Origin of the sequence: Metabacillus sediminilitoris (assembly GCF_009720625.1) — a bacterium.
Classification (GTDB): domain Bacteria; phylum Bacillota; class Bacilli; order Bacillales; family Bacillaceae; genus Metabacillus; species Metabacillus sediminilitoris.
On the sequence record NZ_CP046266.1, the window covers coordinates 799,944 to 824,783 of the forward strand.

27 protein-coding genes are annotated in these 24,840 nt (G+C 34.4%); 18 read left to right on the plus strand and 9 right to left on the minus strand.

Features of this window, described 5'->3' with window-relative positions; all coding sequences use genetic code 11:
- Nucleotides 1–3: 3 nt before the first annotated feature.
- The 3 genes from GMB29_RS04155 (at nucleotide 4) to GMB29_RS04165 (ending at nucleotide 4,673) form a co-directional block, all read left to right on the plus strand.
- Nucleotides 4–2,982: an ATP-binding protein gene (locus tag GMB29_RS04155; RefSeq protein WP_136353682.1), complete on the plus strand. Its 2,979-nt coding sequence runs from the start codon at nucleotides 4–6 to the stop codon at nucleotides 2,980–2,982.
- A 419-nt stretch (nucleotides 2,983–3,401) separates the two neighbouring features.
- Nucleotides 3,402–4,346, plus strand: coding sequence for a 3'-5' exoribonuclease YhaM (gene yhaM, locus GMB29_RS04160; RefSeq protein ID WP_136353684.1), 945 nt, complete (start codon nucleotides 3,402–3,404; stop codon nucleotides 4,344–4,346).
- A gap of 111 nt (nucleotides 4,347–4,457) precedes the next feature.
- Nucleotides 4,458–4,673: a sporulation YhaL family protein gene (locus tag GMB29_RS04165; protein ID WP_136353686.1), complete on the plus strand. Its 216-nt coding sequence runs from the start codon at nucleotides 4,458–4,460 to the stop codon at nucleotides 4,671–4,673.
- Nucleotides 4,674–4,732: 59 nt separating this feature from the next.
- Here GMB29_RS04165 and GMB29_RS04170 read toward each other — a convergent pair whose 3' ends face one another.
- Nucleotides 4,733–5,617, minus strand: coding sequence for a peptidylprolyl isomerase (locus GMB29_RS04170; RefSeq protein WP_136353687.1), 885 nt, complete (start codon nucleotides 5,615–5,617; stop codon nucleotides 4,733–4,735).
- A gap of 267 nt (nucleotides 5,618–5,884) precedes the next feature.
- Between GMB29_RS04170 and GMB29_RS04175 the strand changes: the two genes are divergently transcribed.
- Together GMB29_RS04175 and GMB29_RS04180 are read left to right on the plus strand one after the other, a co-directional pair.
- Entirely contained in the window at nucleotides 5,885–5,971 is an 87-nt protein-coding gene (locus GMB29_RS04175; protein WP_136353917.1) for a YjcZ family sporulation protein, read from the plus strand.
- Nucleotides 5,972–6,113: 142 nt separating this feature from the next.
- Complete coding sequence (locus GMB29_RS04180) at nucleotides 6,114–6,200, plus strand: YjcZ family sporulation protein (protein WP_078435598.1); 87 nt, start codon at nucleotides 6,114–6,116, stop codon at nucleotides 6,198–6,200.
- Between the two features lie 147 nt (nucleotides 6,201–6,347).
- Here GMB29_RS04180 and GMB29_RS04185 read toward each other — a convergent pair whose 3' ends face one another.
- Complete coding sequence (locus GMB29_RS04185) at nucleotides 6,348–6,533, minus strand: hypothetical protein (protein ID WP_136353689.1); 186 nt, start codon at nucleotides 6,531–6,533, stop codon at nucleotides 6,348–6,350.
- A gap of 165 nt (nucleotides 6,534–6,698) precedes the next feature.
- Nucleotides 6,699–7,235, minus strand: a complete 537-nt coding sequence (locus GMB29_RS04190) for a DUF3267 domain-containing protein (RefSeq protein ID WP_168733838.1) — start codon at nucleotides 7,233–7,235, stop codon at nucleotides 6,699–6,701.
- Between the two features lie 357 nt (nucleotides 7,236–7,592).
- On the opposite strand from GMB29_RS04190, the gene GMB29_RS04195 reads away from it, so the two are divergent.
- Complete coding sequence (locus GMB29_RS04195; RefSeq protein ID WP_136353693.1) at nucleotides 7,593–7,925, plus strand: DUF1878 family protein; 333 nt, start codon at nucleotides 7,593–7,595, stop codon at nucleotides 7,923–7,925.
- Nucleotides 7,926–7,935: 10 nt separating this feature from the next.
- Here GMB29_RS04195 and GMB29_RS04200 read toward each other — a convergent pair whose 3' ends face one another.
- A complete protein-coding gene (locus GMB29_RS04200) occupies nucleotides 7,936–8,523 on the minus strand; it encodes an HTH-type transcriptional regulator Hpr (RefSeq protein WP_136353695.1) in 588 nt (195 codons plus the stop codon).
- A 234-nt stretch (nucleotides 8,524–8,757) separates the two neighbouring features.
- Nucleotides 8,758–9,111: a YtxH domain-containing protein gene (locus GMB29_RS04205; protein WP_136353696.1), complete on the minus strand. Its 354-nt coding sequence runs from the start codon at nucleotides 9,109–9,111 to the stop codon at nucleotides 8,758–8,760.
- Nucleotides 9,112–9,327: 216 nt separating this feature from the next.
- Here GMB29_RS04205 and GMB29_RS04210 point away from each other — a divergent pair, with 216 nt between their 5' ends.
- Nucleotides 9,328–9,519 (plus strand): membrane protein YhzF, encoded by a 192-nt coding sequence (locus tag GMB29_RS04210; RefSeq protein WP_136353698.1) that lies wholly within the window; start codon nucleotides 9,328–9,330, stop codon nucleotides 9,517–9,519.
- A gap of 305 nt (nucleotides 9,520–9,824) precedes the next feature.
- On the opposite strand, the gene GMB29_RS04215 is transcribed toward GMB29_RS04210, so the two are convergent.
- The 3 genes from GMB29_RS04215 to GMB29_RS04225 all read right to left on the minus strand — a co-directional run bounded on the left by GMB29_RS04215 (nucleotide 9,825) and on the right by GMB29_RS04225 (nucleotide 12,099).
- Nucleotides 9,825–10,352 (minus strand): tryptophan transporter, encoded by a 528-nt coding sequence (locus tag GMB29_RS04215; RefSeq protein WP_136353702.1) that lies wholly within the window; start codon nucleotides 10,350–10,352, stop codon nucleotides 9,825–9,827.
- A gap of 148 nt (nucleotides 10,353–10,500) precedes the next feature.
- Nucleotides 10,501–11,580: a 3-phosphoserine/phosphohydroxythreonine transaminase gene (serC, locus tag GMB29_RS04220; RefSeq protein ID WP_136353704.1), complete on the minus strand. Its 1,080-nt coding sequence runs from the start codon at nucleotides 11,578–11,580 to the stop codon at nucleotides 10,501–10,503.
- A 93-nt stretch (nucleotides 11,581–11,673) separates the two neighbouring features.
- Complete coding sequence (locus GMB29_RS04225; protein ID WP_136353706.1) at nucleotides 11,674–12,099, minus strand: HIT family protein; 426 nt, start codon at nucleotides 12,097–12,099, stop codon at nucleotides 11,674–11,676.
- 1,277 nt (nucleotides 12,100–13,376) lie between these two features.
- Here GMB29_RS04225 and GMB29_RS04230 point away from each other — a divergent pair.
- Genes GMB29_RS04230 through GMB29_RS04240 form a run of 3 tightly spaced genes read left to right on the plus strand, consistent with a single transcriptional unit; the run spans nucleotide 13,377 to nucleotide 16,053 of the window.
- A complete protein-coding gene (locus GMB29_RS04230; RefSeq protein WP_136353708.1) occupies nucleotides 13,377–14,123 on the plus strand; it encodes an ABC transporter ATP-binding protein in 747 nt (248 codons plus the stop codon).
- Complete coding sequence (locus tag GMB29_RS04235) at nucleotides 14,110–15,339, plus strand: ABC transporter permease (protein WP_136353710.1); 1,230 nt, start codon at nucleotides 14,110–14,112, stop codon at nucleotides 15,337–15,339. The genes GMB29_RS04230 and GMB29_RS04235 overlap by 14 nt, the downstream gene beginning before the upstream one ends.
- Nucleotides 15,340–16,053, plus strand: a complete 714-nt coding sequence (locus GMB29_RS04240; RefSeq protein ID WP_136353712.1) for an EcsC family protein — start codon at nucleotides 15,340–15,342, stop codon at nucleotides 16,051–16,053.
- A gap of 62 nt (nucleotides 16,054–16,115) precedes the next feature.
- On the opposite strand, the gene GMB29_RS04245 is transcribed toward GMB29_RS04240, so the two are convergent.
- The gene (locus GMB29_RS04245; protein WP_136353714.1) at nucleotides 16,116–17,321 is read right to left on the minus strand and encodes a M20 family metallopeptidase; all 1,206 of its coding nucleotides are present in this window, start codon (nucleotides 17,319–17,321) and stop codon (nucleotides 16,116–16,118) included.
- 146 nt (nucleotides 17,322–17,467) lie between these two features.
- Here GMB29_RS04245 and GMB29_RS04250 point away from each other — a divergent pair, with 146 nt between their 5' ends.
- The 8 genes from GMB29_RS04250 (at nucleotide 17,468) to GMB29_RS04285 (ending at nucleotide 24,704) form a co-directional block, all read left to right on the plus strand.
- Nucleotides 17,468–18,112: a phosphatase PAP2 family protein gene (locus GMB29_RS04250; RefSeq protein WP_136353716.1), complete on the plus strand. Its 645-nt coding sequence runs from the start codon at nucleotides 17,468–17,470 to the stop codon at nucleotides 18,110–18,112.
- Between the two features lie 114 nt (nucleotides 18,113–18,226).
- A complete protein-coding gene (locus tag GMB29_RS04255) occupies nucleotides 18,227–18,610 on the plus strand; it encodes a GntR family transcriptional regulator (protein WP_136353718.1) in 384 nt (127 codons plus the stop codon).
- Nucleotides 18,607–19,503, plus strand: a complete 897-nt coding sequence (locus GMB29_RS04260) for an ABC transporter ATP-binding protein (protein WP_136353720.1) — start codon at nucleotides 18,607–18,609, stop codon at nucleotides 19,501–19,503. The genes GMB29_RS04255 and GMB29_RS04260 overlap by 4 nt, the downstream gene beginning before the upstream one ends.
- The gene (locus tag GMB29_RS04265; RefSeq protein WP_136353722.1) at nucleotides 19,490–20,236 is read left to right on the plus strand and encodes a hypothetical protein; all 747 of its coding nucleotides are present in this window, start codon (nucleotides 19,490–19,492) and stop codon (nucleotides 20,234–20,236) included. Before GMB29_RS04260 ends, GMB29_RS04265 begins: the two co-directional genes overlap by 14 nt.
- The gene (locus GMB29_RS04270) at nucleotides 20,233–20,964 is read left to right on the plus strand and encodes a hypothetical protein (protein WP_136353724.1); all 732 of its coding nucleotides are present in this window, start codon (nucleotides 20,233–20,235) and stop codon (nucleotides 20,962–20,964) included. The genes GMB29_RS04265 and GMB29_RS04270 overlap by 4 nt, the downstream gene beginning before the upstream one ends.
- A gap of 297 nt (nucleotides 20,965–21,261) precedes the next feature.
- Nucleotides 21,262–22,500 carry an MFS transporter gene (locus GMB29_RS04275; RefSeq protein ID WP_136353726.1) on the plus strand — a complete coding sequence of 413 codons (1,239 nt, stop codon included), beginning with the start codon at nucleotides 21,262–21,264 and terminating at the stop codon, nucleotides 22,498–22,500.
- Nucleotides 22,501–22,504: 4 nt separating this feature from the next.
- Nucleotides 22,505–24,085 carry a gamma-glutamyltransferase gene (gene ggt / locus GMB29_RS04280; protein WP_136353728.1) on the plus strand — a complete coding sequence of 527 codons (1,581 nt, stop codon included), beginning with the start codon at nucleotides 22,505–22,507 and terminating at the stop codon, nucleotides 24,083–24,085.
- 169 nt (nucleotides 24,086–24,254) lie between these two features.
- On the plus strand, nucleotides 24,255–24,704 hold the full coding sequence (locus tag GMB29_RS04285) for an Lrp/AsnC family transcriptional regulator (RefSeq protein WP_136353730.1): 450 nt from the start codon (nucleotides 24,255–24,257) through the stop codon (nucleotides 24,702–24,704).
- Nucleotides 24,705–24,840 lie beyond the last annotated feature (136 nt).

Sequence of the window (24,840 nt, forward strand, 5' to 3'; positions counted from 1 at the left end):
GAGTTGAAAATTGTAGAACTAAAGATTGATGGATATGGAAAGTTTGAGGATCAATGCTTTAAATTTGAGAATTCCCACTTGCAAATCATCTACGGTGAAAATGAAGCAGGTAAATCAACGATCATGTCATTTATTCATAGTATCCTTTTTGGCTTTCCAACGAAACAACAAAGTGAAAATCGTTATGAGCCCAAAAAAGGGAAAGCTTATGGCGGTTATATAGTGATTCGCACTGATGATAACACTCAATTAAAAATAATTAGACGGCATGGTAAAACTGGTGGACAAGTAAGAATTGAATTTGAAGATGGAGAAGTTGTGGATGGGGATGAGTATTTACAAACAATACTGAGTGGGATTGATCGTGATACATATCGTTCGATATTCTCCTTTGACATACATGGACTTCAACAAATTCAAAAAATGAATTCTGATCATATTGGGAAATTTCTTTTTCTCTCAAGTATTTATGGAGCAGAGGCTCTTTTTACAATCGAACATGCGCTGATGAAACAACAAGAAATGATTTTTAAGCCAAGTGGAAAAAGGCCAATATTAAATGAGGGACTTGCAAAGTTAAAAGACAGTCATACACAGCTTCACGAGGCGAAACGGAAAAACAATGAATATCAACAACTTATCATAAAGAGAGATTCTTTAGAAGAACAGCTTACTTCATTGGCTTTAACTAAGAAGCAATTAGATCAAAAGCAAAGAGAACTTGAAAAGATCCAATCTGTTCTTCCTCTTGTAAGGGAAAGAGAATGGTGTAAAGAACAATTGCAGATTCTTCCAGATACAAAGGGATTCCCTGAGGATGGATTACAACAACTTGAGTATTATGTCGTTACTCTTCAACCAATGGAGGCACAGCTGCACTCGTTACGGAGTAAATATGAAGAAATTAAGCGTGAAGAAGAAGAACTTTCAGTCAAGCAGGAGGTATTACAATTACAGCCTGTCATTATATCCTTACGTGAACAACTGCCGCTTTATGAAGAGAAAAAGAAAAATAGTCTCCAAAAGGAGCAAAGAATTGAACAGGTTCATCACGAAATCCAACTGTATAAACAAAGGTTATATCCTCATCTAAAAGAAGAACAAATGGTTACAATCCACGCAACTGTTCCAATTAAGGAAGCAATTAAAAAGGTTATTGCTGAGGCTCACCAGCTCAAACAACGAAAGAACTTGTTAGATGATCAATTTGAATCTGCAAGGCGTGCATTAGAAGAATCTGAATGGAAAATCGGCGATCTTCAAAAAGATATATTATCTGATGAGGAAAGGACTTCGCTAGATAATGAAATTGCCAAAAGTGAATCATTAAACCGTACACACCTTAAAAATGAACAGCAACAAATAGTAAATCAAATTCAAATTCGTAAAAATGAGTTTAAGCAAGAGAAGAATCAACGTTCATTCTTTATCGGATGTTTAGCACTCCTCCTCCTTATAGCTTCTGGATGGTTTTTGATCGTACAAAGCTGGCTATTAGTTGGAATTTTGATCCTTGCAATGATTTTTGCTCTCATCCAGCTTCAACGGATTAGAGTAAAAGAAGATCCGCTTATCGATCATTTAACAAATAGGCTTCATACACTTGAGGAGGAAATAAAAGATGATGGTGCAGAGCAACAGTCCTTGTCAGAATTATTGGTTTTACTTGAGAAGGATAATAAAATTAAGCAATCTTTATATCATGAGAAGCTTCTATTAAAGCAGCAGGAGCGGACGTACGACAGGATTATTAAGCTTTATGAAGATTGGGAAGAGGATCAATTCCAATGTAATGAAAAATCATCGAAACTGGCAGTACAGCTGCAGGTAGTGAAAGATACGACACCAGAGGCATTATTAGAAGCATTTGAGCTATTAGCGCATATTCAAAAATTAATCCTGCAAAAGCAGCAATTGATTGTTGAGCAGAAGTTATTAAAAGAAGAACTGGCAACTTATGAAAATCAAGTTCTTAAAATAATGGAAGCTTGTCAATTAAAAAATGATTCAATTGAAAAAGTGGTTTTTGAATTAACCAAGCTTGCTCACGAAGAAGAAACAAAGAATGAGAAGCTATTAAAGCTAACGGAGAGAAAAGCTGAAACAGAGGATTCGATTAACACCTTAACAAATGAAATGCTCTTTTTGAAAAACAAGAAAAATGAATTAATGAATAAAGTAGGCACAGATAATGAGGATGAATATCGGAAGCTGGCAAAAATTCATCAAAACAGAGAAGAATTAGAAAAACAAAAAATCTGGATTGAAAAGCAGCTTTCCACTGAAAAGAATATACAGCTAGAAACTTTTTCAATCGTCGGCGATGAGGAAATGGCGGAACAATTGGTTGAACTAGAAAAAACAATCGATCAAACTGTAGAAAAGGAAAAGGAAGTACAACAAGAGTTTTCCAGTGTATTAATTAAAATACAGGATATGGAGGAAAACGGAATTTATTCGAGGCTTAGACATTCATTTGAAAACGAAAAGGCTGTTGTAAGGGAGTACGCCGAGCAATGGGTCATAAAAGCTCTAGCCAAGGATTTATTATACCAGACTGTAGAACGTCATCGTAAATTAAGATTACCTGCTTTATTAGGGTATATCGAGAAGTACTTTTCAACGTTGACCTCGAATACATACAAGCATGTTTATTTGCCAGAGAACAAGCAATCATTTATTGTTGAACGAGCAGATGGGATGAGATTTTTTGCTGAGGAACTTAGCCAGGCCACTGCAGAGCAATTATATTTATCCATTCGTTTAGCACTCATTAAAACGATCAATGATCAAATACATTTACCAATCATTATTGATGATGGTTTTGTCCATTTTGATCACCAACGTACGGCTAATATCATGCAGTTATTACAAGAACTAAAGCAGGAAAACCAAGTCATTTATTTTACATGTCATCAGCATATTGCTAACAACTATCAAGATAAACATATGATTAATATTTCGAAAATGAGTGCCAGCTGACCTCTTCAATTTATTATGTGTTAACAAGCATGAATTTAATAACGTAGTTACAAGTGAAGGCGGGATGTTGCAACGATGAAAGATATCATGGTCAGTGAAAATGCGAGGAAGCTGGCTTCAATGCGTGTGATATGTTTTGCTTAATTTGAAACCGTGTTCTCTGTAACTATGCTATACTATTTTTAAAAATGTCGATATGTAAGCTGTTTAACATATTGTGCAATATACCCTCACTTTAAGTTCAGCCAACTAAGAAGTGAGAGCGGAGTTATAACACCATTCAAAACGCTGATTTGAAGATTGAACTTATTAGCATGGGGAAAGTCACTAGATGTGGTGTTATGTGTGTTGATAAATTTCGTATTCCATAGTGAATGAAATGTAAATAGAATGTTTAGAATTTGAGAGGAGCTTTGATTATGACAAAAGGAATACTTCATTTTGATGTTGGGGAACAAGTAGATGTCCATTTATTAATTAAATCTTCAACAAAGGGGATTGCAAGTAACGGTAAAGCATTTTTAACATTAATTTTGCAGGATACATCAGGTGAAATTGAAGCGAAGCTTTGGGATGCTTCAACGGAGGATGAGATGATGTATTCCCCGCAAAGTATTGTGAAAGTTTTTGGGGATATCCACCATTACCGCGGTCGTAATCAATTGAAAATTCGAAATATCCGTCCAAAGCATGAAGAAGAGATCGTCGACATTGCAGATTTCTTAGAAACGGCACCAATTTCGAAGGACGTAATGAATGATAAAATTACCCAATATATATTTGATATGAAAAATCCAAATATTCAGCGTATCACGAGATATTTGATGAAAAAACATGGAGCTGCATTTATTGAATATCCAGCAGCAACCAAAAATCATCATGAATTTGTATCAGGCTTAGCCTACCATGTTGTCTCAATGCTTGATTTAGCAAAATCAATCGCTGCTTTATATCCAAGTCTTGATACGGATTTACTGTATGCAGGTGTTATTCTTCATGATTTAGGAAAAGTAACAGAATTATCCGGTCCAATAAGTACGACATATACTGTCGAGGGGAATTTGATTGGACATATTTCTATTATGGTAAATGAAATTGCTAAGGCGGCAGAGCATTTACAAATTGAAGGTGAAGAAGTCATTATTCTTCAGCATTTAGTGTTAAGTCATCATGGTAAGGCTGAATGGGGAAGTCCAAAGCCACCGATGATAAAAGAAGCTGAAATCCTTCATTATATCGATAATCTTGATGCGAAGATGAACATGCTAGACCGTGCACTTGAACGTGTTAAGCCTGGTGAGTACACAGAGAGAGTATTTGCTTTAGATAATCGTTCTTTTTATAAGCCAACCTTTCATAAATAATAAAATAATTTTTTCTATCCACATGGAATATTAGCTGCTTTCTTTTCATATTTTTCTGTAAAAGGGCTTGTGGCCAAAAAGATGTACAAGTTATAAAAGGGGGAAGCATTGATGCTTATATTACCATGGTGGATATATGTGTGTATTATTGGAATCCTTGTTAGTGGATACATGGCTTTTAAAACGTCTCGAGAAGATAAGTTGATTGATGAAGAGTTTATTGAGAAAGAAGGACAAGTGTATCTTGATCGAATTGAGCAGGAACGGCAAAAAAAGCAGGATCTGATTAAGCAGCAACAGCTTCAGAATGATCAATCAGCAAGCTGAAAAACAGGGCCATCATTGATGGCCCTATTTTTATAGATAGAAACGAGTTCATTTTTATGTTATTTCTTTTCTTCTGTTTCAGTTTCAGTTTGAGGTTCTGATTCTGTCGCTGCTGCTTTAAAGAGGTCTTTGAAATCTTTATCTTTCACATCAACATTTGCGTCTTTTATTGCATTATCGATCGCTGATTGAATAACATCGGGTTGTTGTGTTTTTTGTTCGCGAACGGTTTCTGTTAAAGATTCTTTCATTTCTTCAAATGGCTTTACCGTTTCTGTCACTTTAATAATATGGAATCCAAATTGTGATTTTACAGGCTCACTTACTTCGCCTTCTTTCAACTTGAAGGCAGCATCTTCAAATTCTTTTACCATTGCTCCTTTACCAAACCAGCCTAAATCTCCGCCGTTTTGGCCAGAACCTGGATCTGTCGAGTATTCTTTAGCAAGATCTTCGAATTTTTCACCTTTTGCAAGCTTGTCTTTCACTTCTTTAGCAGTTGCTTCATCAGCAACTAAGATGTGGCTGGCATGAATTTGCCCTTCCAATGTATCGTAGTATGTTTTTAAGTCTTCATCTGTTACTTTTACTTCTTTTTCAGCTGCTTTTTTTCTTAATAAATCAACTTTTACCATTTGTTTTACGACATCTTCACCTTGCATTTCAACAATGCTTGAAAATTGATCGCCGTATTGAGTTTTTAATTTATCAAACTCCGTTTGAATTTCTTTATCGGATATTTCAATTTTTTCACTTAATACTTTTTCATGAACAAGCTCTGTTAGAACATCTTCACCGAAACGAGCTTTCATTGCATCATAAAATTCATCTTTCGTAATATTTCCTGCTTTTGTTTCAACTACAACTTCTGAATCAGCGTTGTTGCAAGCGCTTAATGCTAATAGGCTTGCTGCTGTTGCTAGAGCAATTGCTACCTTTTTCATCTTCTGATACAACTCCTAGTTAAGATATTTAAAAATTTTAAATCGAAAAGACTTAGTGAATCGCCAATTTTTAATGGCTGAAAGCCTTACTTTTCCTGTACTATCTTCACATCCTTGATAGTACAAGAAATACTATACCATATTGTGCCAAGTTCAAAAAGTGTTTTCAGTTTGTCTCCAATAATATAGGTATATTTAGGCGAAAGTCCAATCAATAAAAGCAAAAAACAATAGGATATAGTGTAAAGATAAAGGAGGTAAATGATTATGAGTAAAGGTTATTCAAACAACTTTGCATTACTAGTTGTGTTGTTTATTTTGTTAATTATTATTGGTGCTGCTTATTTATATTAATTAAACGTTGAAACGTCACCAACCAAATGAAGGAAAAATAAAATAGTAAACCAAACAATCATTCATTTAAGTGACAAACGCCTTTCCGAAAATAGGCAAAGTTGCATAGTATATCTTACTTACACATAAAGGGGGTGTCGAAATGGGCGGAGGAGCTTATGCAGGTGGTTTCGCGTTAATCGTTGTCTTGTTCATCTTGTTAATCATTGTTGGTGCAGCATGGTTATAAGATAAGAATAGGTTTGTATTAGTGGATAAAAGAAGGTAAAAAAAAGCTGACAGGTTACCCTGTCAGCTTTCATACTGAATAATTCATGTACATGTCTTGGAGCTGCAGCGCTTCGTTTTCTTAAGAGACGTAAGCGCTGTGGCTTTACTAATGTTTAGCAAATAAAATTTCTATGTATGAGGAAACTAGCAAAATAGTGATAAGAACATTGATTGTTCTAAAAACCTTTGTTTGACGATCTTCAGGAATCTCACGAACTAAGCATAAAGTATTAGTAAGCTTGTTTATATAAAACAAGATAAAGATGGCAAACAAAATGAAGAAAATTAACATTTGAGATCCCCCTTCCCTCATTATACATATTAGATTACCAAACTATTTATGAAAAAGATAGCTTACAGTGGAGAAAGCAGGGAAAAAGTGACAGATAGATAGATTCCTATCACTTTTGGAATAAATCATGTAAAGATAAAGTTATGATGAAAGGGTTTCAGCTTTTTATTTTTCTACAAGTACTTCATAACCGTCTTCAAATTCTTCTATAAAGCACGTTTTAGGTGCGGAAATAATATGCTTGATAAAAATAAAATCAGGTACACACAGGCCAATCTGAAAGGCTAGAGCGATACATAAATAATGAACATATGCTGGAAAATATGGGCTGCAAAATAGGAATACAGATGTACAAATTAGAAAAGGCGAGAGTAAAGATAAGATCATTGTTCTTTTGTTAATGCCATGACAAGTTCTGATTTGTAATATTGGCAGCATATAATAACATTTTATTTTTAATGAAACACGACATCCACTTAAAATGAGAGGGAATGCATGTAATAATTTATGAATTGGAATCATGCTAATCAATAATAGAACAAACAATAAAAAATGTTCGTCATTCAGATGATCTTTTGGTAATAGTAAATTAATAGGTAAATAGGTTAAAATAAAGACAAAGACCATTGTTAACATAGAGATAAATATCATGCGATGGGAACCAACGTCCTTTGAAAGGTTTATGGTTTTCCAACAGTTCATCTTTCCACCGTCCATTCTAAGGTCAATACATAGTACTTCCATACTTTACGATGGTAAGAAAAAAAAATCAATATGAAAAAATAAATGTAAACGCTTAAGTAGGGAAAATGTTAAAATGGGGACAATTCACTGAATTTTAGTTATTATTCTGTATAGGTAGAAATAAACGGGGCTGGAATCTTTACACTTTAGTTAGTAGCAATTCATCTGCGATTAGTTCTATTTCACTATTGTTAGGTTAGGAAACTGATTGAGTTACAAATAAACGCTGTATTTAGATATTTTCCAGTCTTTCTAAAAGTAAGGAAATACTATACAATTAAGGACAATAATGTTTGAAGAGAAAAGAGGATTGGCATGGATTCTTTAGAAAAGCGTTTGGAAACATTAGAGTATTATCAAACATTACTTTTGCAAATGATTGAACCAAATCATTTTCCTTTTTATCGGTTAGTCATGGAAAAAGGATTAAGTAGACGAGAAATTGAAGAAGTATTTACATTTTGCAATGAATTAAGTTATTTACATGAAGAACAAAAAGCGCAAGGATTAGTGATCTTTACTGATCTCCTTACGCAGTTTGCAGGTCAATTAAACCCTAAGCTTGATATCTTTGAAACTGTTCAAGCTATGTCAAAACAAGGTTTATATAGCTCATTAATGTCAGATTTTTTAGTCCTGATGAAGTAGGTTTGGAAATTTACCTTGAGGATAAAAGCTCTTCAGCTTTAGGCTCTTTTTTTAACTTTCCTTTTTCTTCATAAAGTGAATCCTCGATGTTATTGAAGGATCGTTCGAATATTTCCATAAAATCATCTCCATAAATATTACGAATGATACACATCATGTCCAACAGCTCAGGAAATTTCCCATACAAATTTTGAAGGGGGAGGGCCCCTTTAAAAACGGAATTTCTATCCGGATTAAAATCTTCTAAAAGCTGTGCAAGAACTTCTTCTCCTTGCTTTGTAAGCTTAATATACGTATTTCGCTTATCATTCGCTTTTTTAGAAAACTCTAAATATCCTCTTTCCTCAAGCTTTTTTGAAAAGTTAAATGCCGTAGATACGTGCATAACTCCGAATTTAGCAATCTCTGAAATTGATGCCCCATTCAAATGATCTGCTATCCAAAGGATATGGTGCTCGTTGATATTTAAATCGTACGGCTTTATCCATTGCTGCCAATCCTTCTCAATCGATTTCCATAATGCTTTACTCATCTGCGCAACGCGTTGACTGAATAATAAGGCTTCCTTTACTGTATATTCCTTTTCATTATGCTTCATCACCGGTCACCCCTACTCTCCCCTAAATGTTTTATTTTCTATTATGCCAATAAAATAAAGATTAATAAAGATATAAATTTACGAAATTTTTAAAAATTTATAAAATTCCTTATTTATCAATGGTTTGAGGGATAAAAAAAGTGTGCAGGTATAAAAACACCTGCACACAATTTACTTGAAAACAAAAATAATTAGATAGATTTGGAAGGGCAAATACTAAATTTAGGTATACGGTTAATGTAATGATTTCTCAAGCTGTTTAATTTTTTGCTCAACTTCTTCAATTTCCTTTTGTAAATCTTTTTTATGAGGCTCAATTTCCTGTTGAAATTGATTAATTGTTCTTTTTAAATCAGCTGAGACATCTTTTATAACTTCTGAACTTTCTTTTGCAGTAATGATGATTTGATCCTTTAATGCCATACTATCGTCTTTTAATTGTCGGATTGTCTCCTCGAGCTTTTTTCGGTTATTTGAAAGTTGCCCGCGTATTTCTTTTCCAGATGAAGGTGTAGATAGTAAGGTGCTGATTCCGCCTATTAATCCACCAATTAGTACTCCGTACAAAAATGATCTGTTATTTGACATATTTATCACTCCAATTATGAAAGGATATAGTTACATTTCTACATATTTAACGAACATCCTTCTTTAGAAATTACCCAAAGTGTTCTTACTTAAACATTATACATAGAGAACGACATGCAAGCATAATAATTTATATAGAGTTTGGACTTCCAGTAGGAAGATAAAGATCGGACCAGTGCAAGTAGGGGTTTACACTTTTCTTGGAGGGGGATGAGCATGTTAGGGATTATTTTGTTATTTTTTCTTATAAGTTTATTGTTATTTATTGGGGCCTTTTATTATTTTAAACTTATGCAGCAATCAGCATCTTATCCGCCTAAGAAGATTGTGATGCAAAAGGTAACGGTTCTTACTTCAGCAGGGGGGATCACATTGCTGATAGGTATCATATTAATCTTCTTTCAGTAAGTAATTAGGTTTAAAAATCATTTATAGAAATGGCTGTTTTCGCATACTTTGTTGGTATTTACAAAGTAGTGCCGTGTGGTTGATTTCAGCAAGAGATGCTCGCTTTTTAGCGGGGCGGGCGGTGAGCCTCTTCGGCGTAAACTCCTGCATGAGTCTCACCTGTCCCGCAACACCCGCAGGATTCTCGCAATCTGCTCCAATCAACCTTAAATAGTTTTTCGTTCTAAAAGCAACAATCTCTTAGAAAAAAGCCATAGAAATAGAAAACCCGATCACTTGTGATCGGGTTGTTGTTTTGCTATAGGTTATTCTGTAATGGTAGTAAGATTAGATCGTTTAAAAATAGCTTGAACAATTGGTAGTATCACAATCATTGCTCCACCATTAAATAATGTTGCTGGAAGAACAACAGTTAAAAATAATGTTGTGAAAGCAACACCGCCAGGTAATCCAACAATCATTAATGCAGAGAATAAAAAGATTGTTCCTGAGATAATTGTGCCAATAACTGTTAGTACAGTTGCTGTAGCTACTTTTTGTGCAATTTTCTTAACTACTAGGAATATTCCGTAGAATACGAATCCAGTAATGATCTTGTCAATAATATTAGGAATTTGTCCTCCTGGAAACGTCGTTGTTAAAGCAGAGAGGACTCCAGTAACAATACTTAGTAATGTTACATTTTTTAAACTAGGAAATAAAATAATTCCAATAAACATCATGACTAACATCATATCAGGTTTCATACCATTGTAGAAAGGTGGCATTACCATGTGAAGTACAGCCCCAATTGCAGCAAATAACGATAGTGTAACTAAAATTCTTGTTTTCATTTTCTCTGGCTCTCCTCTTCTAAACTCTTGTATTTTTCCCTTCAATAGTGATCTATGTTCCTATTGCAAAGGAATGTTATTTCATATTATATCAGGTAAAGAAATAAACGTACAGATTTTTTCTAAAGATCGTTTTAATCATAAAGACCTATTTATGTTGGTTTTTGAATTCCTTCATAAAATTAGCTAATGCCTCACATGCTTCTTTTGGTACAGCGTTGTATGCAGATGCTCTGCATCCGCCAACAGAACGATGACCCGCAAGTCCAATAAAATTGCGATCCTTTGCTTCTTGAAGGAATTTTTTTGTTAATTCTTCGTTAGGTAAAGTGAATGTAATATTCATTAATGAACGGCTACCTTTTGTTGCGTGACCTTTATAAAAACCGTCGCTCTCTTCAATAGCAGAATAAATATATCCAGCTTTTTCTTCATTTAATTTTTGAATGCTTTTAACTCCGCCTTGTTCTTTTACCCATTCTAATACTAGAGAAAGCATATAAATGGCGAAAGTAGGCGGTGTATTAAATAAAGAGTTATTTTTTGAATGAGTTGCATAGCTTAAAATTGTAGGAACATTCGTGCGCGCTGTTTCTAGAAAGTCTTTCTTGACGATCACGACAGTAACACCTGAAGGGCCTAAATTTTTCTGAGCTCCCGCATAGATAAGTGAGAATTTCTCAACATCGATTTCTTTACATAAAATATCGCTAGACATATCAGCGATTAATGGAATTGGACTTGTTGGGTATTCATTCCACTGTGTACCATAAATCGTGTTGTTTGATGTAATGTGAACGTATGCACCATCTTCTTCAACACCTTCTAGAGAAAATGAAGGAATAGTGGTGTAATTCTCTTCTTTACTGGAAGCTAAAATACGAGTTTCTCCGAAAAGTTTAGCCTCTTTTAGAGCTTTCTCAGACCAAGCTCCTGATAAAATATAATGTGCTGTTTTATTTTCAGGGAGAAAGTTCATAGGAATCATGGTAAATTGTAAACTTGCTCCACCTTGTAAAAATAAAACTTCATACGTATCAGGAATACCAAGAAGCTCTCTTAGTAAAGAATTAGCACGATTGTGAACTTCTTCATAGTCTTTACTACGATGGCTAAGCTCCATGACAGACATCCCAGTATTTTGAAAATTCACAAGTTCCTTTTGTGCCTTTTCAAGCACTGGTAATGGAATAGCAGCTGGACCTGCATTAAAATTATAAGCTCTCATATATTTGCCCTCCTTAAAATAATATTCATATCCTATCATGAAAAAGTATGGAAATATAGACTGAAAATTTTCATCTTTGTGAAATTTGTCGAATTAATTTGTCATTCCTTCTTTAATTGATGTTGCTATTTCATTAAGTTGTTTTGGTGTATATTGATCTTCATGAGTTTTCCAAACAGCACCAAAGCCGTCACCAGCTCCATAACGAGGGATGATATGCATGTGATAATGGAAAACAGATTGTCCTGCTTTTTCACCATTGTTATTCAACAAATTCAATCCAATAGGTTTAAATTGCTTTTTAATTGAATTTGCAATTTGTGGGACAACTTCAAACAATTTACTAGCAATCTCTGGTGTTAATTCATAAATATTTTCTTTATGTACTTTTGGAATAACTAGTGTATGCCCCTTTGTTACCTGACTAATGTCAAGAAAAGCTACAACATGCTCGTTTTCAAACACTTTTGAACTTGGGATTTCACCATTAATAATTTTACAAAAAATACAATTACTCAACTTTGCACGACCCTTCGTAAAAATTTTTAGAATTTAAACAATTTTCAACATCTTTTGAAAAGCATTTATGTTATTTTTTAAAATGGTACTAAAGGTTAAGTTTTTTTCTTATTTTGGGTGACTGCTATTGGCGTTAAACAGGCGCTTACGCTTTTCATTGTCTAGCTCCAGCGCATAGCCCCTCGAGTCATAAGCCAATTAGGAATTGAAGGTAAAGAACACCTTCTATTCCTAATCGTCTTATGCATGTCGGGGCTGACCAAGGCGCTTGCGCTTTTCGTTGTCTAGCTCCAGCGCCTAGCTCCTCGAGTCATAAGCCAATCCAGAATTGAAGGTAAAGAGCACCTTCTATTCTGGCTTGTCTTATGCTTTTCGGAGCTGATCAAGGCGCTTGCGCTTTTCTAGTTTATGTATGACCGTATTTTACCATATTGAAATAAATGAAAAAAGAACAGGGTGAATTGTCTGTTCACCCTGTTCCTGAAGAAGGGAATTAAAAACTCAAGTATATGGGATATTATCTTTGATAAACACCTCATTTAACATTTTTTTATATGTTATTTGATGTGATATCACCATTGTTCAATACAACCATCCCCTTGTTAAGTTTTAATAAAGCTTAACAAATTGAGAAAATGATATTGTCTGCGACAAACACCTCATTTACAAAATGATGTTACAATCGAGCGTTTAATTCAAGAGAATTACGGCCCGTAGACACCTCATTTCGTAAGTTGTATAGCAAAATGGAATTACACGATAACTTCTTGTGTGAGAAGATTATTGCGTTTGATAAACACCTCATTTAACATTTTATTTATATGTTATCTGATGTGATCATCACCATTGTCCAATACAACCATCCCCTTGTTAAGTGTTTTTACTTCCTAACAATAAGAGAATTCGACATTGTCTTTGACAAACACCTCATTTGCAAAATGATGTTACAATCGAGCGTCTAATTCAAGAGAATTACGGCCCGTAGACACCTCATTTCGAAATGTAGTACTGCAATGGATTAAAAATAATTTTTCCCTTTTGAGTAAAAATAGTTGTCTTTAACTAACACCTCATTTATAAGGTTTTCGTTCTGACAAGCTATCCCTTCCTCACTAATTATGATGTCCGGATTGACGTGTATTATGCAGGGGATTTCTCAAATAAAAAGAGGGATTATTTAGGGACAGAATATCTTATTCGTCAATGCTTGTCGGGTCTGAACAAGGCGCTTCCGCCTTTCGTGTGTTAATATAAAAAGAAAAAGGAGTTCCATATTCATGACATTGTTAAAAGTAGAACATTTAACTGGTGGATATACTCGATATCCTGTTTTGAAGGATATTTCATTTGAAGTTGATAAGGGTAATATAGTTGGCTTGATTGGGTTGAATGGTGCAGGGAAAAGTACAACGATAAAGCATATTATTGGGTTAATGGAAGCACATAAAGGCCAAATTTGGATTAATGATAAAACATTTGCTGATGATGCTGCATCATATCGTTCACAATTTAGTTTTATTCCTGAAACACCTATTTTATATGATGAGTTAACACTACATGAACATTTAGAATTAACGGCTATGGCGTATGGCTTAGATAAAGAAACATTTGAAAAACGTCTTCATCCATTATTAAAAGAATTTCGAATGGAGAAACGATTAAAATGGTTTCCAGCACATTTTTCAAAGGGTATGAAACAAAAGGTTATGATCATGTGTGCGTTTTTAATTGAACCCTCTTTATATATAATTGATGAACCGTTTGTAGGTTTAGACCCGCTAGCCATTAATTCACTATTAGAAATGATGGAAAAGGCTAAAAAACAAGGTTCAGGTATTCTAATGTCAACACATATACTTGCTACAGCTGAACGCTATTGTGATTCGTTTATTATTCTACATAATGGAGAAATTCGGGCAAAAGGCACATTAATGCAGCTGCGGGAGCAATTTGGAATGAGGGATGCAACTCTTGATGATCTGTATATTCAATTAACAAAGGAAGATCAAGATGAAGAGCATTGAAGAGATTTGGAAAACACGGATTAATCATCATATAAATGAAACAAGATCTTATTTGAAATATATGTTAAATGATCACCTGCTTTTTGTGTTTATATTTTTAGCTGCAGGTGGGGCTTTAACATATCAAAGATGGCTTGAGACATTATCACCTCATTTTCCAGCACTCATCATTATGACAATTACGTTCACGTTAATCGTTATTAGTTCACACGTTCGAACGTTGATGAAAGAAGCTGATATGATGTTTCTGCTCCCGATGGAACATAAGCTGAAGCATTATTTTCAAAAAGCATTTTCCTACAGTTTCATTACACAAAGTTTTGTCATCATTGTTGCAATCATCTTGTTTGCACCACTTTATTTTAAAGTGACTCAGGCAAACGGACGTATATTGATTATTAGTTTGATTTTATTGCTGATCGTAAAATATTGGAATTTACGGATGAGTTGGAAAATGGGATTTTTAACTGACTCATCTGCCAAATGGAGCGACCTAGTTGTACGATTTGCGCTTAATTTATGTGGTATTTATTTTATTTTTTCACAACAATATTTGTTTGTGATAGCAATTTTTTTCATAATGGCTGGGTATGATGCTTATTTTTTCAAGCATGTTAAGTCAAAAACTGTTAAATGGGATCAGTTAATTAAAAAGGAAGAAGAAAAGAAACAATCCTTTTATAAACTAGCTAATTTATTTACAGATGTACCAAAATTGAAAAAAAGAGCAAAACGAAGAAAATATCTCGATTGGATCTTAAAACAAATTACTTATCAACAAGGAAACGTGTACAAGTATTTATTTTCACGAGCTTTACTGCGTTCTGGAGATTATTTTGGAATCTTCGTACGTCTAACGATTATTGGGTCTGTGATTTTATCGGTTATTAATGAACAACTTGTTGGAAATGTTATTGTTGTCATTGTTTTTTCATTTTTAACAGGAATTCAAATAATGAGCCTATATAAGCATTTCGATTTATTAGAGCTTCCAGCTCTTTATCCAAATGCAGAAGCCGATAAGCTTGATAGTTTTGTTAAGGTGATCTATGGTTTTTTACTTTTCCAAGCAATTGTATTTGCGATAGTTACGTTGCTCCTCTCAACAATTACGATATTTCTTGTGACAATCCTTTTAAATGTGTTATTTGTTAGTCTGTTTGTCCTTGTTTACATGAAAAATAGAGTAAAGAAGAATGAAAAGGATGTTTACTAAATGAACTATGAAGCGCAAATGGAAGAAGAGGCTAGACGTTGGAAACATAAGCAATTAAGAAAACCATCCTTGTTAGAACGTTCCTCAAAAAAAGCCCAGGTAAAGATCAATAACCTTATTCCGGAGAAGGTTCATCAGACAATTACAGAAAGTATTAAAAAAATGGTTCAAGCAACACTTATAGGCTCCAATATCACGACATTTCCTAAAAAAATTGAAAACCATACCTTTGAAGAACGGGAAATGTTAGTGAAGAAATCGTTGGAAACATTTAAGAAGACAGCTGCAATTGAAGGTGCATCAACTGGTGCTGGCGGTCTTTTATTAGGTTTAGCAGATTTTCCTTTGTTTTTAAGTATTAAAATGAAGTTTTTATTTGAAGTTGCAAGTATTTATGGCTATAACACGAAGGAATATGAAGAACGATTATTTCTCCTATATGTATTTCAATTAGCCTTTTCTAGTGAAACACATAAAGAAGAGACCCTTGAAAAGATTGAGAATTGGGAAACGAAAAAACATGAAATAAAGGATTTAGACTGGCGAATTTTTCAGCAGGAATATAGAGATTACATCGACCTTGTTAAGCTCATGCAAATACTGCCAGGTATTGGTGCCGTCGTTGGCGGTGTTGCAAATTATCACCTCGTACAACAGCTTGGCGAATGTGCGATGAATTGCTATCGGTTGAGGATTTTTTCAAATCATTCGTAAGAAAAACCCATGAATAAGGACGGTCTAACCATCCTTATTTCATGGGTTTTTCTTTTCATACATTATGTTATTGATACTGGTTGATCTTGAACTGTATCTAACTGATACTGTATTGCTGCTTTGCATAATGTTTTAGCTGCAATGAGAATCGCTTTTTCATCAATATCGAATTTTGGATGATGGTGTGGATAAGCATGTTCTTCATTTGCTGGTTTTGCTCCAGTAAAGAAAAAGGTTCCCTTTACATGTTGTAAATAATAAGAAAAATCTTCACCGGTCATGTCTAATGGACTTTCTTCTACATGATTGACTCCAGGCACCTGTTCTGCTATTTCTTTTAGAAATTTTGTTTCTGCTTCATGGTTTACAACAGCAGGATACCCTCTAAAATAGGTATAATCATATTGTGCATTATTCATTAAGCATGTACCTTTGACGATCTGGTCGATTTCTTGCTCAATTTGTGTTCGAACATGATCATCGAATGTACGCACTGTACCAATTAATTTTGCAGTATCTGCAATGACATTAAAGGCATTTTCTGCTACGAAGGATCCAATACTCACGACAGCTGAATGAATAGGATCCACTTTCCGGCTAACAATTTGTTGTAAATTCGTCACGACTTGTGATCCAATTAAAATCGCATCCTTTGATTTATGAGGCTGTGCCCCATGTCCGCCTTTTCCATGGATTGTCAATTGAAATCGATCAGCTGCTGCCATTATCGGACCAACTCGATATTGAATTGTTCCAACTGGTACAGTCGCCCAAAGATGTGTACCGAAAATGACATCCACACCTTCTAAGCAGCCATCGTTTATCATCGGCAAAGCTCCACCTGGTGCATATTCTTCAGCATGCTGATGAAGGAGGACAATATTGCCGTTTATATGATGGCGATTGTTATAAAGCACCTTTGCTAAGACAAGTAATGCAGCTGTATGACCGTCATGGCCACATGCATGCATGACTCCAGGTACAGTGGATTTATATTCAACCTCCTTTTCATCTTGAATTGGCAGGGCATCAAAATCAGCTCGTAATGCAACCGTTGGACCTGGCAAATCACCTTTGATAGTAGCAACAACCCCGTTCCCGCCAACATTTTCCCTTACATCCACACCGAGATGTTTATAATAATTCACAATATAATTTGCCGTTTTTATTTCGTTAAAAGATAATTCAGGGTGCATATGTAAATAACGACGAATTTCAATCATTTCTGAATAATGTTTATCCAATAAAGACCATAAATGATCAAGCATAACTCTCCACCTTCTTCTTAAAAGATTATAAAAAGCATTTATTAGTAAATAAAAAATGTATTAAAATAAAGGGTATTGATATTAGCTAGATTTTAGTTAAAAAATTGGAAAAATTCAAGAAATTTAATTTTGCTGGGAGGAAAAATGTGAAAAAGGTTTATTTATTAAGTTTATTAACAGTGTTATTTGTTGGATTAGTTATTTTGATAAAAACAAATTCATTTGTGGCACTGGACACATCGATTGGAAAAGCAGTATATAGCATACATGATCTAGGAATGGTTAGCGTTTTAAAATGGATCGGAATGCTAGGATCTACAACTGGCATTATTATTGTTTTATTTCTATTCATGATTATTTTTGCATTTATTACAAAAAGTTTTGTACCACCTGTCATTCTCTTTTCATCTGTACTTATCGGCAATATTGGCAACAAGCTCTTAAAAGCACTAATTGAAAGAGAACGGCCATCTTTTGTCGACCATATGGAGGACGGCTTTAGTTTTCCTAGCGGACATGTGATGGTTGGACTTTTATTATTTGGAATGATTGCCTATTATTTAGCGGGTGCTAGTCATTCAAAAAGAATGAAACAAACAATAATTAGCAGTGCCTGTATCCTGCTACTATTAATTGGATTAAGCAGACTTTTAGAAGGTGAACACTTTATTACTGACGTGATAGGCGGTTTCATCGCAGGCGGCATATTTTTACTTGGAATGATCGCGATTGATAAGATTGTACATACGAAAATTTCAGAAAGAAAAGTACAAAAAGACGTTGCACTGTAACGTCTTTTTTTATTGAATAAATTCCAAACATTGCATATTTATGGAAAATGTTATATAGTACATTACATCAGTAATGTGCTAAGTCAGACGTGAAAGTTGAAGGGGGGTTCGCGCTTGTTTCTAAACACAAGTGGATCAAAACCTATTTATGTGCAAATTGCAGAATGGCTAGAAACAGAGATATTAAGTGGGAACATCCAACAAGATGAAAAAATATATTCACAATATCAGCTTGCCGACATGTTTAATATTAACCCAGCAACCGCTGCTAAGGGGTTAAATATATTGGCTGATGCATCGGTCTTATATAAAAAGCGAGGACTTGGAATGTTTGTGGCAACAAACGCAAAAGAAATGATTCTTTCTAAAAGAAAAAACCAAACATTAAAACGGTTAGTAAAAGATATTGTCATTGAGGCAGAGCATTTAAATGTAAGTGAAAATGAATTGCTTCAGTTGATTCAAGCTGCATACAAGGATAGGGGGGAATTGGAATGAATGTAGTTATGTGCAATAGAGTTTCAAAGGTATATGGAAAGAAGAAAGCTGTAAATGAATGTTCTTTTACAATAAAAGAGAATAAAATTACAGGTCTTATCGGCCGTAATGGTGCAGGGAAAACAACACTTCTAAAAATAATCGCAGGATTTATTCATGAAACAGCTGGTGAAGTTCACGTTTTTTCTGAAAAACCATTTAACAATTTAAAGGTTTCAGCAAATAGAATCTATCTTGATGATCAAATAAATTTTTCTAACTCGTTAACGCTAAAAGACATTCTCCAATCTGCAGGAACTTTTTATCAAAATTGGGATCAAGGTCTTGCAGATCGTCTTTTTCAGTATTTCTCATTTGATCCCAAGCAAAGCCATCAAAACCTCTCTAAAGGGATGAAAAGTACATTTAATATGATCTTAGGCATTGCAGCAAGATGTCCGTTAACGATTTTCGATGAACCGACAACTGGAATGGATGCTTCTGTTAGAAAAGATTTTTATCGTGCTTTACTAAAAGACTATCTGGATCATCCTCGAACCATCATTTTATCGAGTCATCTATTAAATGAAATAGAGGATTTAATAGAAGATGTGTTACTCATAAAGGATGGTGAAACACGGTTACATATGTCAGTCGAGAATTTAAAAGAATATGCGATTGCCTTTAATGGTAAAACGGAAGATGTTTTAGATTTCGTTCGTAACAAGGATATACTTTTCCAAAAACGGATTGGTATTGATCATATTTATGCAGTAGTCGAAAATCATTTAAAAGATTCCGAGAAAGAGAATGCTAGATCAAAAGGGATAGAAATAGTCTCAGTTGCTTCAGATGATTTATGTACCTATTTAACGAGCAAAACGATTGGAGGCATTGATGATGTTTTTAACTGACGTTAAGCTATTTGATATCGTGAAAAAGCAGTTTGTATATAAGCTAAAGGCATTTATAAGTGTATTTTCTTCATTAGTCATTATACAGGTTATAGGCATGCTTTTATCAATGAACGGCATCAGTAATTACTATACTGATTTTAATGGACAGTCTCTGAATATCAGCATTTACAATGGGAATCTTATTATTATTTTTACAATGATTTGGGCTTTTATTAGTGCGATTATTATGACAACAAAAGCGTATCGTAATGATGATTTTGTCTTTATAGCCAATCGGATGAGCAGCAACATTTCAAATATGTGCTTTTTACTGTTAGCAAGCTTTGTTGGCGGCATTACTGCTATGTTAGCGGGGATATTATTAAAAGTAGTGATGTTTTTCATAGTAGATGAAGGAAATGTCATGTTAACAATGATTAGTTTTCAAGAATTACTGCTGGGGATGATTGTCAGTATGTTGTATGTATTGTTATTCGCATCCTTAGGTTATTTAATTGGTATTCTAGTGCAAGTAAGTAAGTGGTTTGCTGTCATCATTTCGGCTCTATTTTTTGGCTATGCATTCTTAGGAATAAATAAAGATGGGGAGGCGCCTCTCATCGTTGAGATTTTTACCTTTTATGCGATGGAATCTTCCTTTGGTTTCTTTTTATTGAAAGTCATTTTAGCCGTATGTATCTTCTTATTTGGTTCTATGTTTCTGTCGAATAAGATGGAGGTGAGACAATGATCTTAACAACCATTGTTCCTTTTATCCTGCTGATTATTATCATTGCGGTTATTTTTTCAACCATTAATGTGATAAAAAAGGCATCCATTTTTCGAAAAATAAACGTGAATTGGGTATTGGGGTTGTATGGATTTCTCCTACTAGCAGCTGCAGTCATATTTTATCTCATTCCAACTGAGAAATCTTCGAATGAAATTGTTAGCAATCATGAAGAATTAATACACGCTCAGAGGTCAAGTGAACAATTAACGCTCGCCGCTTCTGAAGGAAAACAGATTGATCGTGAAAACATTGAGGGAGTTCAAGTGAAAAAAAGCTGGGATATTCCCTATGAAGGAAATAAGCTTGAAATCATTGGAGAGGGTGAACAGTATAACACTGGTTTTACATTAGTTAAACGAAAAGATAGCAATGATCAAAAAGTAGAAGTTACACAATATTCTACTAGAACGATCATGCAAAAGATTGATTTTACAAATGAAATGAAATCTTACAAATTAGATATAGCTGGAGACACCTTATCGATCAGTGATCCCAATCAGGTAGATATTAAGGTAGGAAAGTTTAATCATGAGTTTACAATCACTCAATTTGCTGAGAATAGGAATAGTAAAGATCCTTTTGATCCTTTTGAAGATGAATATGATGTTTTTGGTGAAAACGTCATTTATATTCAAGTTCCAAAAGATGTAGAGGTTGAGGGTGATGTTCAGTTTGTAACAGAATAATGTGTTTATTCAACTCGTAAATCTTAATGGTCTTCGTTTAGAAAACCATTAAGATTTACGAGTTTTTTGTTTATTTATCGCTAGTTTTTTAATAGTTATTGATGATGAAATGAGTATCGAATCATCATTCCGTTTCGTAGGTATTATCATCAAAAAAATTTCGAAATGTATATGTTTTTACCTAGTATTATTCCGAATTGAGAAAAAACCATGTGAGGAAATATCACAACAACCCGAATTTTCTGAATTTTTGTTGTTATAATCAGCTCATCATTTAGAAATGGAGGGAGTAAAATCATGAAAAAAACACATCCTGCTTTTGTTATCTTTCTTTTCTTTTTAGGTTGGGTATTTATGTATGCAGATCGAAATATTCTTTCACCAGTGATGGGTAGCATCGGGGAAGATTGGGGACTAGATAAAGCTCAGCTAGGATTAATGTCCACTGTGTTTTTTGCGGCATATGCCCTCATGCAAATTCCAACTGGATTTTTAGCTGATAAGTTTGGACGAGTTAAAGTGTTGGTAGTAGGTTACCTTTTATTTGGAGTAGCAACTTACTTAAGTGGAATAGCTGCAAGCTTTGGTATTTTCTTATTGATGCGTGCTTTAACTGGTCTTGGGGAAGGCACATACTATGGATCTCAATACGGGATATCATCAAGTATTACACCTAAAAAATATCGAGGCCTTATTTCAGCCCTAATTAATAGTGGAATGGCTTTTGGTATATCACTTGGTTTTATTGCATCTAGTTATTTTACCTATACTTTAAATAAAGGATGGCAATTTCCATTTTACGTATTTGCCATCCCAACAGTAATTGTTGCCATTTTAATAGGAATTTTTGTTAAGGATAATCAACATAAAATGCGGAAACAAGAAAAAAAGCAACATGAAAAAGGAACTGTCAAACAGTTGTTTACTAAGAATCATATTTTAGTATATATCCTAATCTTTTGTTCTTTATATGGATTTTTTGGCATGTTGACATGGCTGCCATATTATTTACAAACTTCACGAGGAATTGATGCTTCCCAAACAGGAATCATTGCTTCACTAGTACCGTGGGCTTCTATACCTGGTGCCATATTTTTTGGTTTTATATCAGATAAAATTAAAAGTAAAAAACCATTAATCATCGTATTAGCGTTTGCGGGAGCAATATGCCAATTTGCTATTCCGTATATCGAAACCTATTCTTTCCTTTTAGTTGGATTAGTACTCTATGGGCTGCTTGGGAAATTAGCACTAGATCCTGTATTAATCTCGTATATGGCAGATATTACACCATCCTCAATGTATTCAAGAGTATATGGATTTTTTAATTTTAGCGGAATGCTTTCTTCTATATTCGCACCATATATTACAGGATATTTCGCTGATCGCACTGGAAGCTTAGAATGGGGATTTTATCTATCAGGAGGATTATTGATCATCGGAGCAATTATGTTTATCTTTACGGATAATCGACTAAAATTACCAGTTCGATCTCATTCGAAAATCGTACCAAACAGTTTAGTTAAGGAGGGGTAAAGAAATGTATAGCGAAATTGTAGGTTCAAAAACCATGGTGGTTAGTCCGCATTATCTTGCATCACAGGCTGGAAATACTATTCTTCAGAAAGGGGGAAATGCGTTTGATGCAGCTGTAGCTGTTAGTGCTTGTCTTGCTGTAGTATACCCGCATATGACTGGACTTGGTGGTGATTCTTTTTGGCTTACATATAGTAAGAAAGATGAAGAGGTACGAGCATATAATGGTAGCGGTCGATCAGGTGAAAATGTAACTTGTGAAGCATTTAAAGGGAAGCAAGCAATTCCATATCGAGGAATAGAAAGTGTCATTACGATTCCTGGAATGGTAGATAGTTGGGATGCAGTGCTGAAGGAATACGGCAGACTTTCGTTAAGGGAAGTGTTGGCACCTGCTATTGAGTATGCTTTAGAAGGATTTCCTTTATCAAAGGATCAGTATGAAAATACTGTAAAAAATGAGGGTATGCTTCGAGAAGATCGGGATATAGCAGCTATTTTTCTACCTAATAATAAAATCCCTGCTATTAATGAAAGATTTGTTCAAACAAATCTTGCTAGAACATTAAAAGAGCTTGCTGTAAATGGGAGAGATGGCTTTTATAAAGGAGAGCTTGGAGCTCGTTTTATTTCAAGCCTTGAGGAAAAGGGCGGCTTATTAACACGTGATGATTTAGGAAGTCACCAAGGTAGCTGGACAGAACCATTAACAACAACATATCGAGGATATGATATGTATCAAGTGCCGCCAAATTCCCAAGGATTTGTTGGATTAATGGCTCTTAATATACTAGAAAATTACGAGCTAGCAACGATTCCTGAAGGTTCATATGAATATTATCATTTATTAGTAGAATCATTAAAAAGAAGTTTTGAAGATCGAAATAAAGTACTAACTGATCCTGATTTCCACTCAATTCCTATTGAAAAGTTATTAAGTAAATCTTACGCAAAAGAAATGGCAAATTCGATTCATCCACTTACGGCACGAGATATTCAAACGCAGTCGATCGGCAGTGATACAGCACATGCTGCAGTTATTGATGAGGAAGGGAATGCTGTTTCCTTTATTCAAAGTCTATACTTTGAATTTGGTTCAGGAATAGTTGCCGGTGATACCGGAATAGTTGTTCAAAATAGAGGTTCTTTCTTTTCACTAGATTCATCACAAGTAAACTGTCTTGAGCCAAGAAAGAGAACCTTCCATACACTAATGCCGGCAATGGCTTTTAAAAATAAAAAACCAAGGATTTTATACGGTACGCAAGGCGGGGAAGGACAACCGCAAACACAAACATTGATGATTACTAGAATGATCGACTATGGGATGAAGCCTAGTAAGGCAATTAGCGAGCCTAGATTTGTATGGGGCAGAACATGGGGTGAAGCCACACAAGAATTAAAAATTGAAGGGCGTGTAAATCTTGACGTCATCGAACAGTTAGCAAAAGCAGGACATCATGTAAACAGAGTAAGTGAATTTGATGGGAGTATGGGACATGCAAATGCAATCTTAATTGATGAACAAGGCTTTGTTTATGGTGGTGTCGATCCAAGAAGTGATGGCGCAGCTGTTGGAAGATAAATGATTTTTATGAGTACCCGTACTAAAATATATGTGCGGGTTCTTTTTCTTTTCTACTTACTATTGATAACAGTCTTGGAATTTTTCTATCAATATTGTATGGTATTCGTAAGCTTACTATTAGCTTAAGCATACATTCACTTTCATTTTCTTAAAGGATGGGTCTTAATTGAAAATAGATGATATTGATAGAAAAATATTAGAGTTGCTTACAGTTAATGGAAGGATGTCTTATTCTGATATTGGAAAAGAACTTGATTTATCAAGGGTATCTGTACGTGAACGGGTTAACCAATTAATAAAAAATGAAGTCATTGAGAAGTTTAGTGTCGTTATTAATTCAGAAAAAATGGGAAAGAATGTTTCTGCTTTTTTTGAGGTTGATTGTGAACCGGCATACTTAGTAGAGGTTGCTCAAAAACTTGCGGATAATCCTTGTGTGTCAAGCTGTTATCAAATGACTGGTCCGAGTACTCTGCATATGCATGTTTTAGTGGATGATTTTATTGCTTTAGAAAAGTTTATTAACAAAGAGCTATATTCACTAGAAGGAATCACAAGAGTAGAAAGCCATATATTGCTTCGACGCTTTAAAAGCCGCAGCGGCTTGAAATTGTAATTTCATTTATCTAATATATGTTGATTTTGAAGGTTGACTGCTGAATAGGTCAATCTTTTTTTATGGAGAAAAACTAAGATTGCGTTTGAAATAAAGAAGGCATGTATTAGAGTTCAAATAATGATGTATTTCTTCC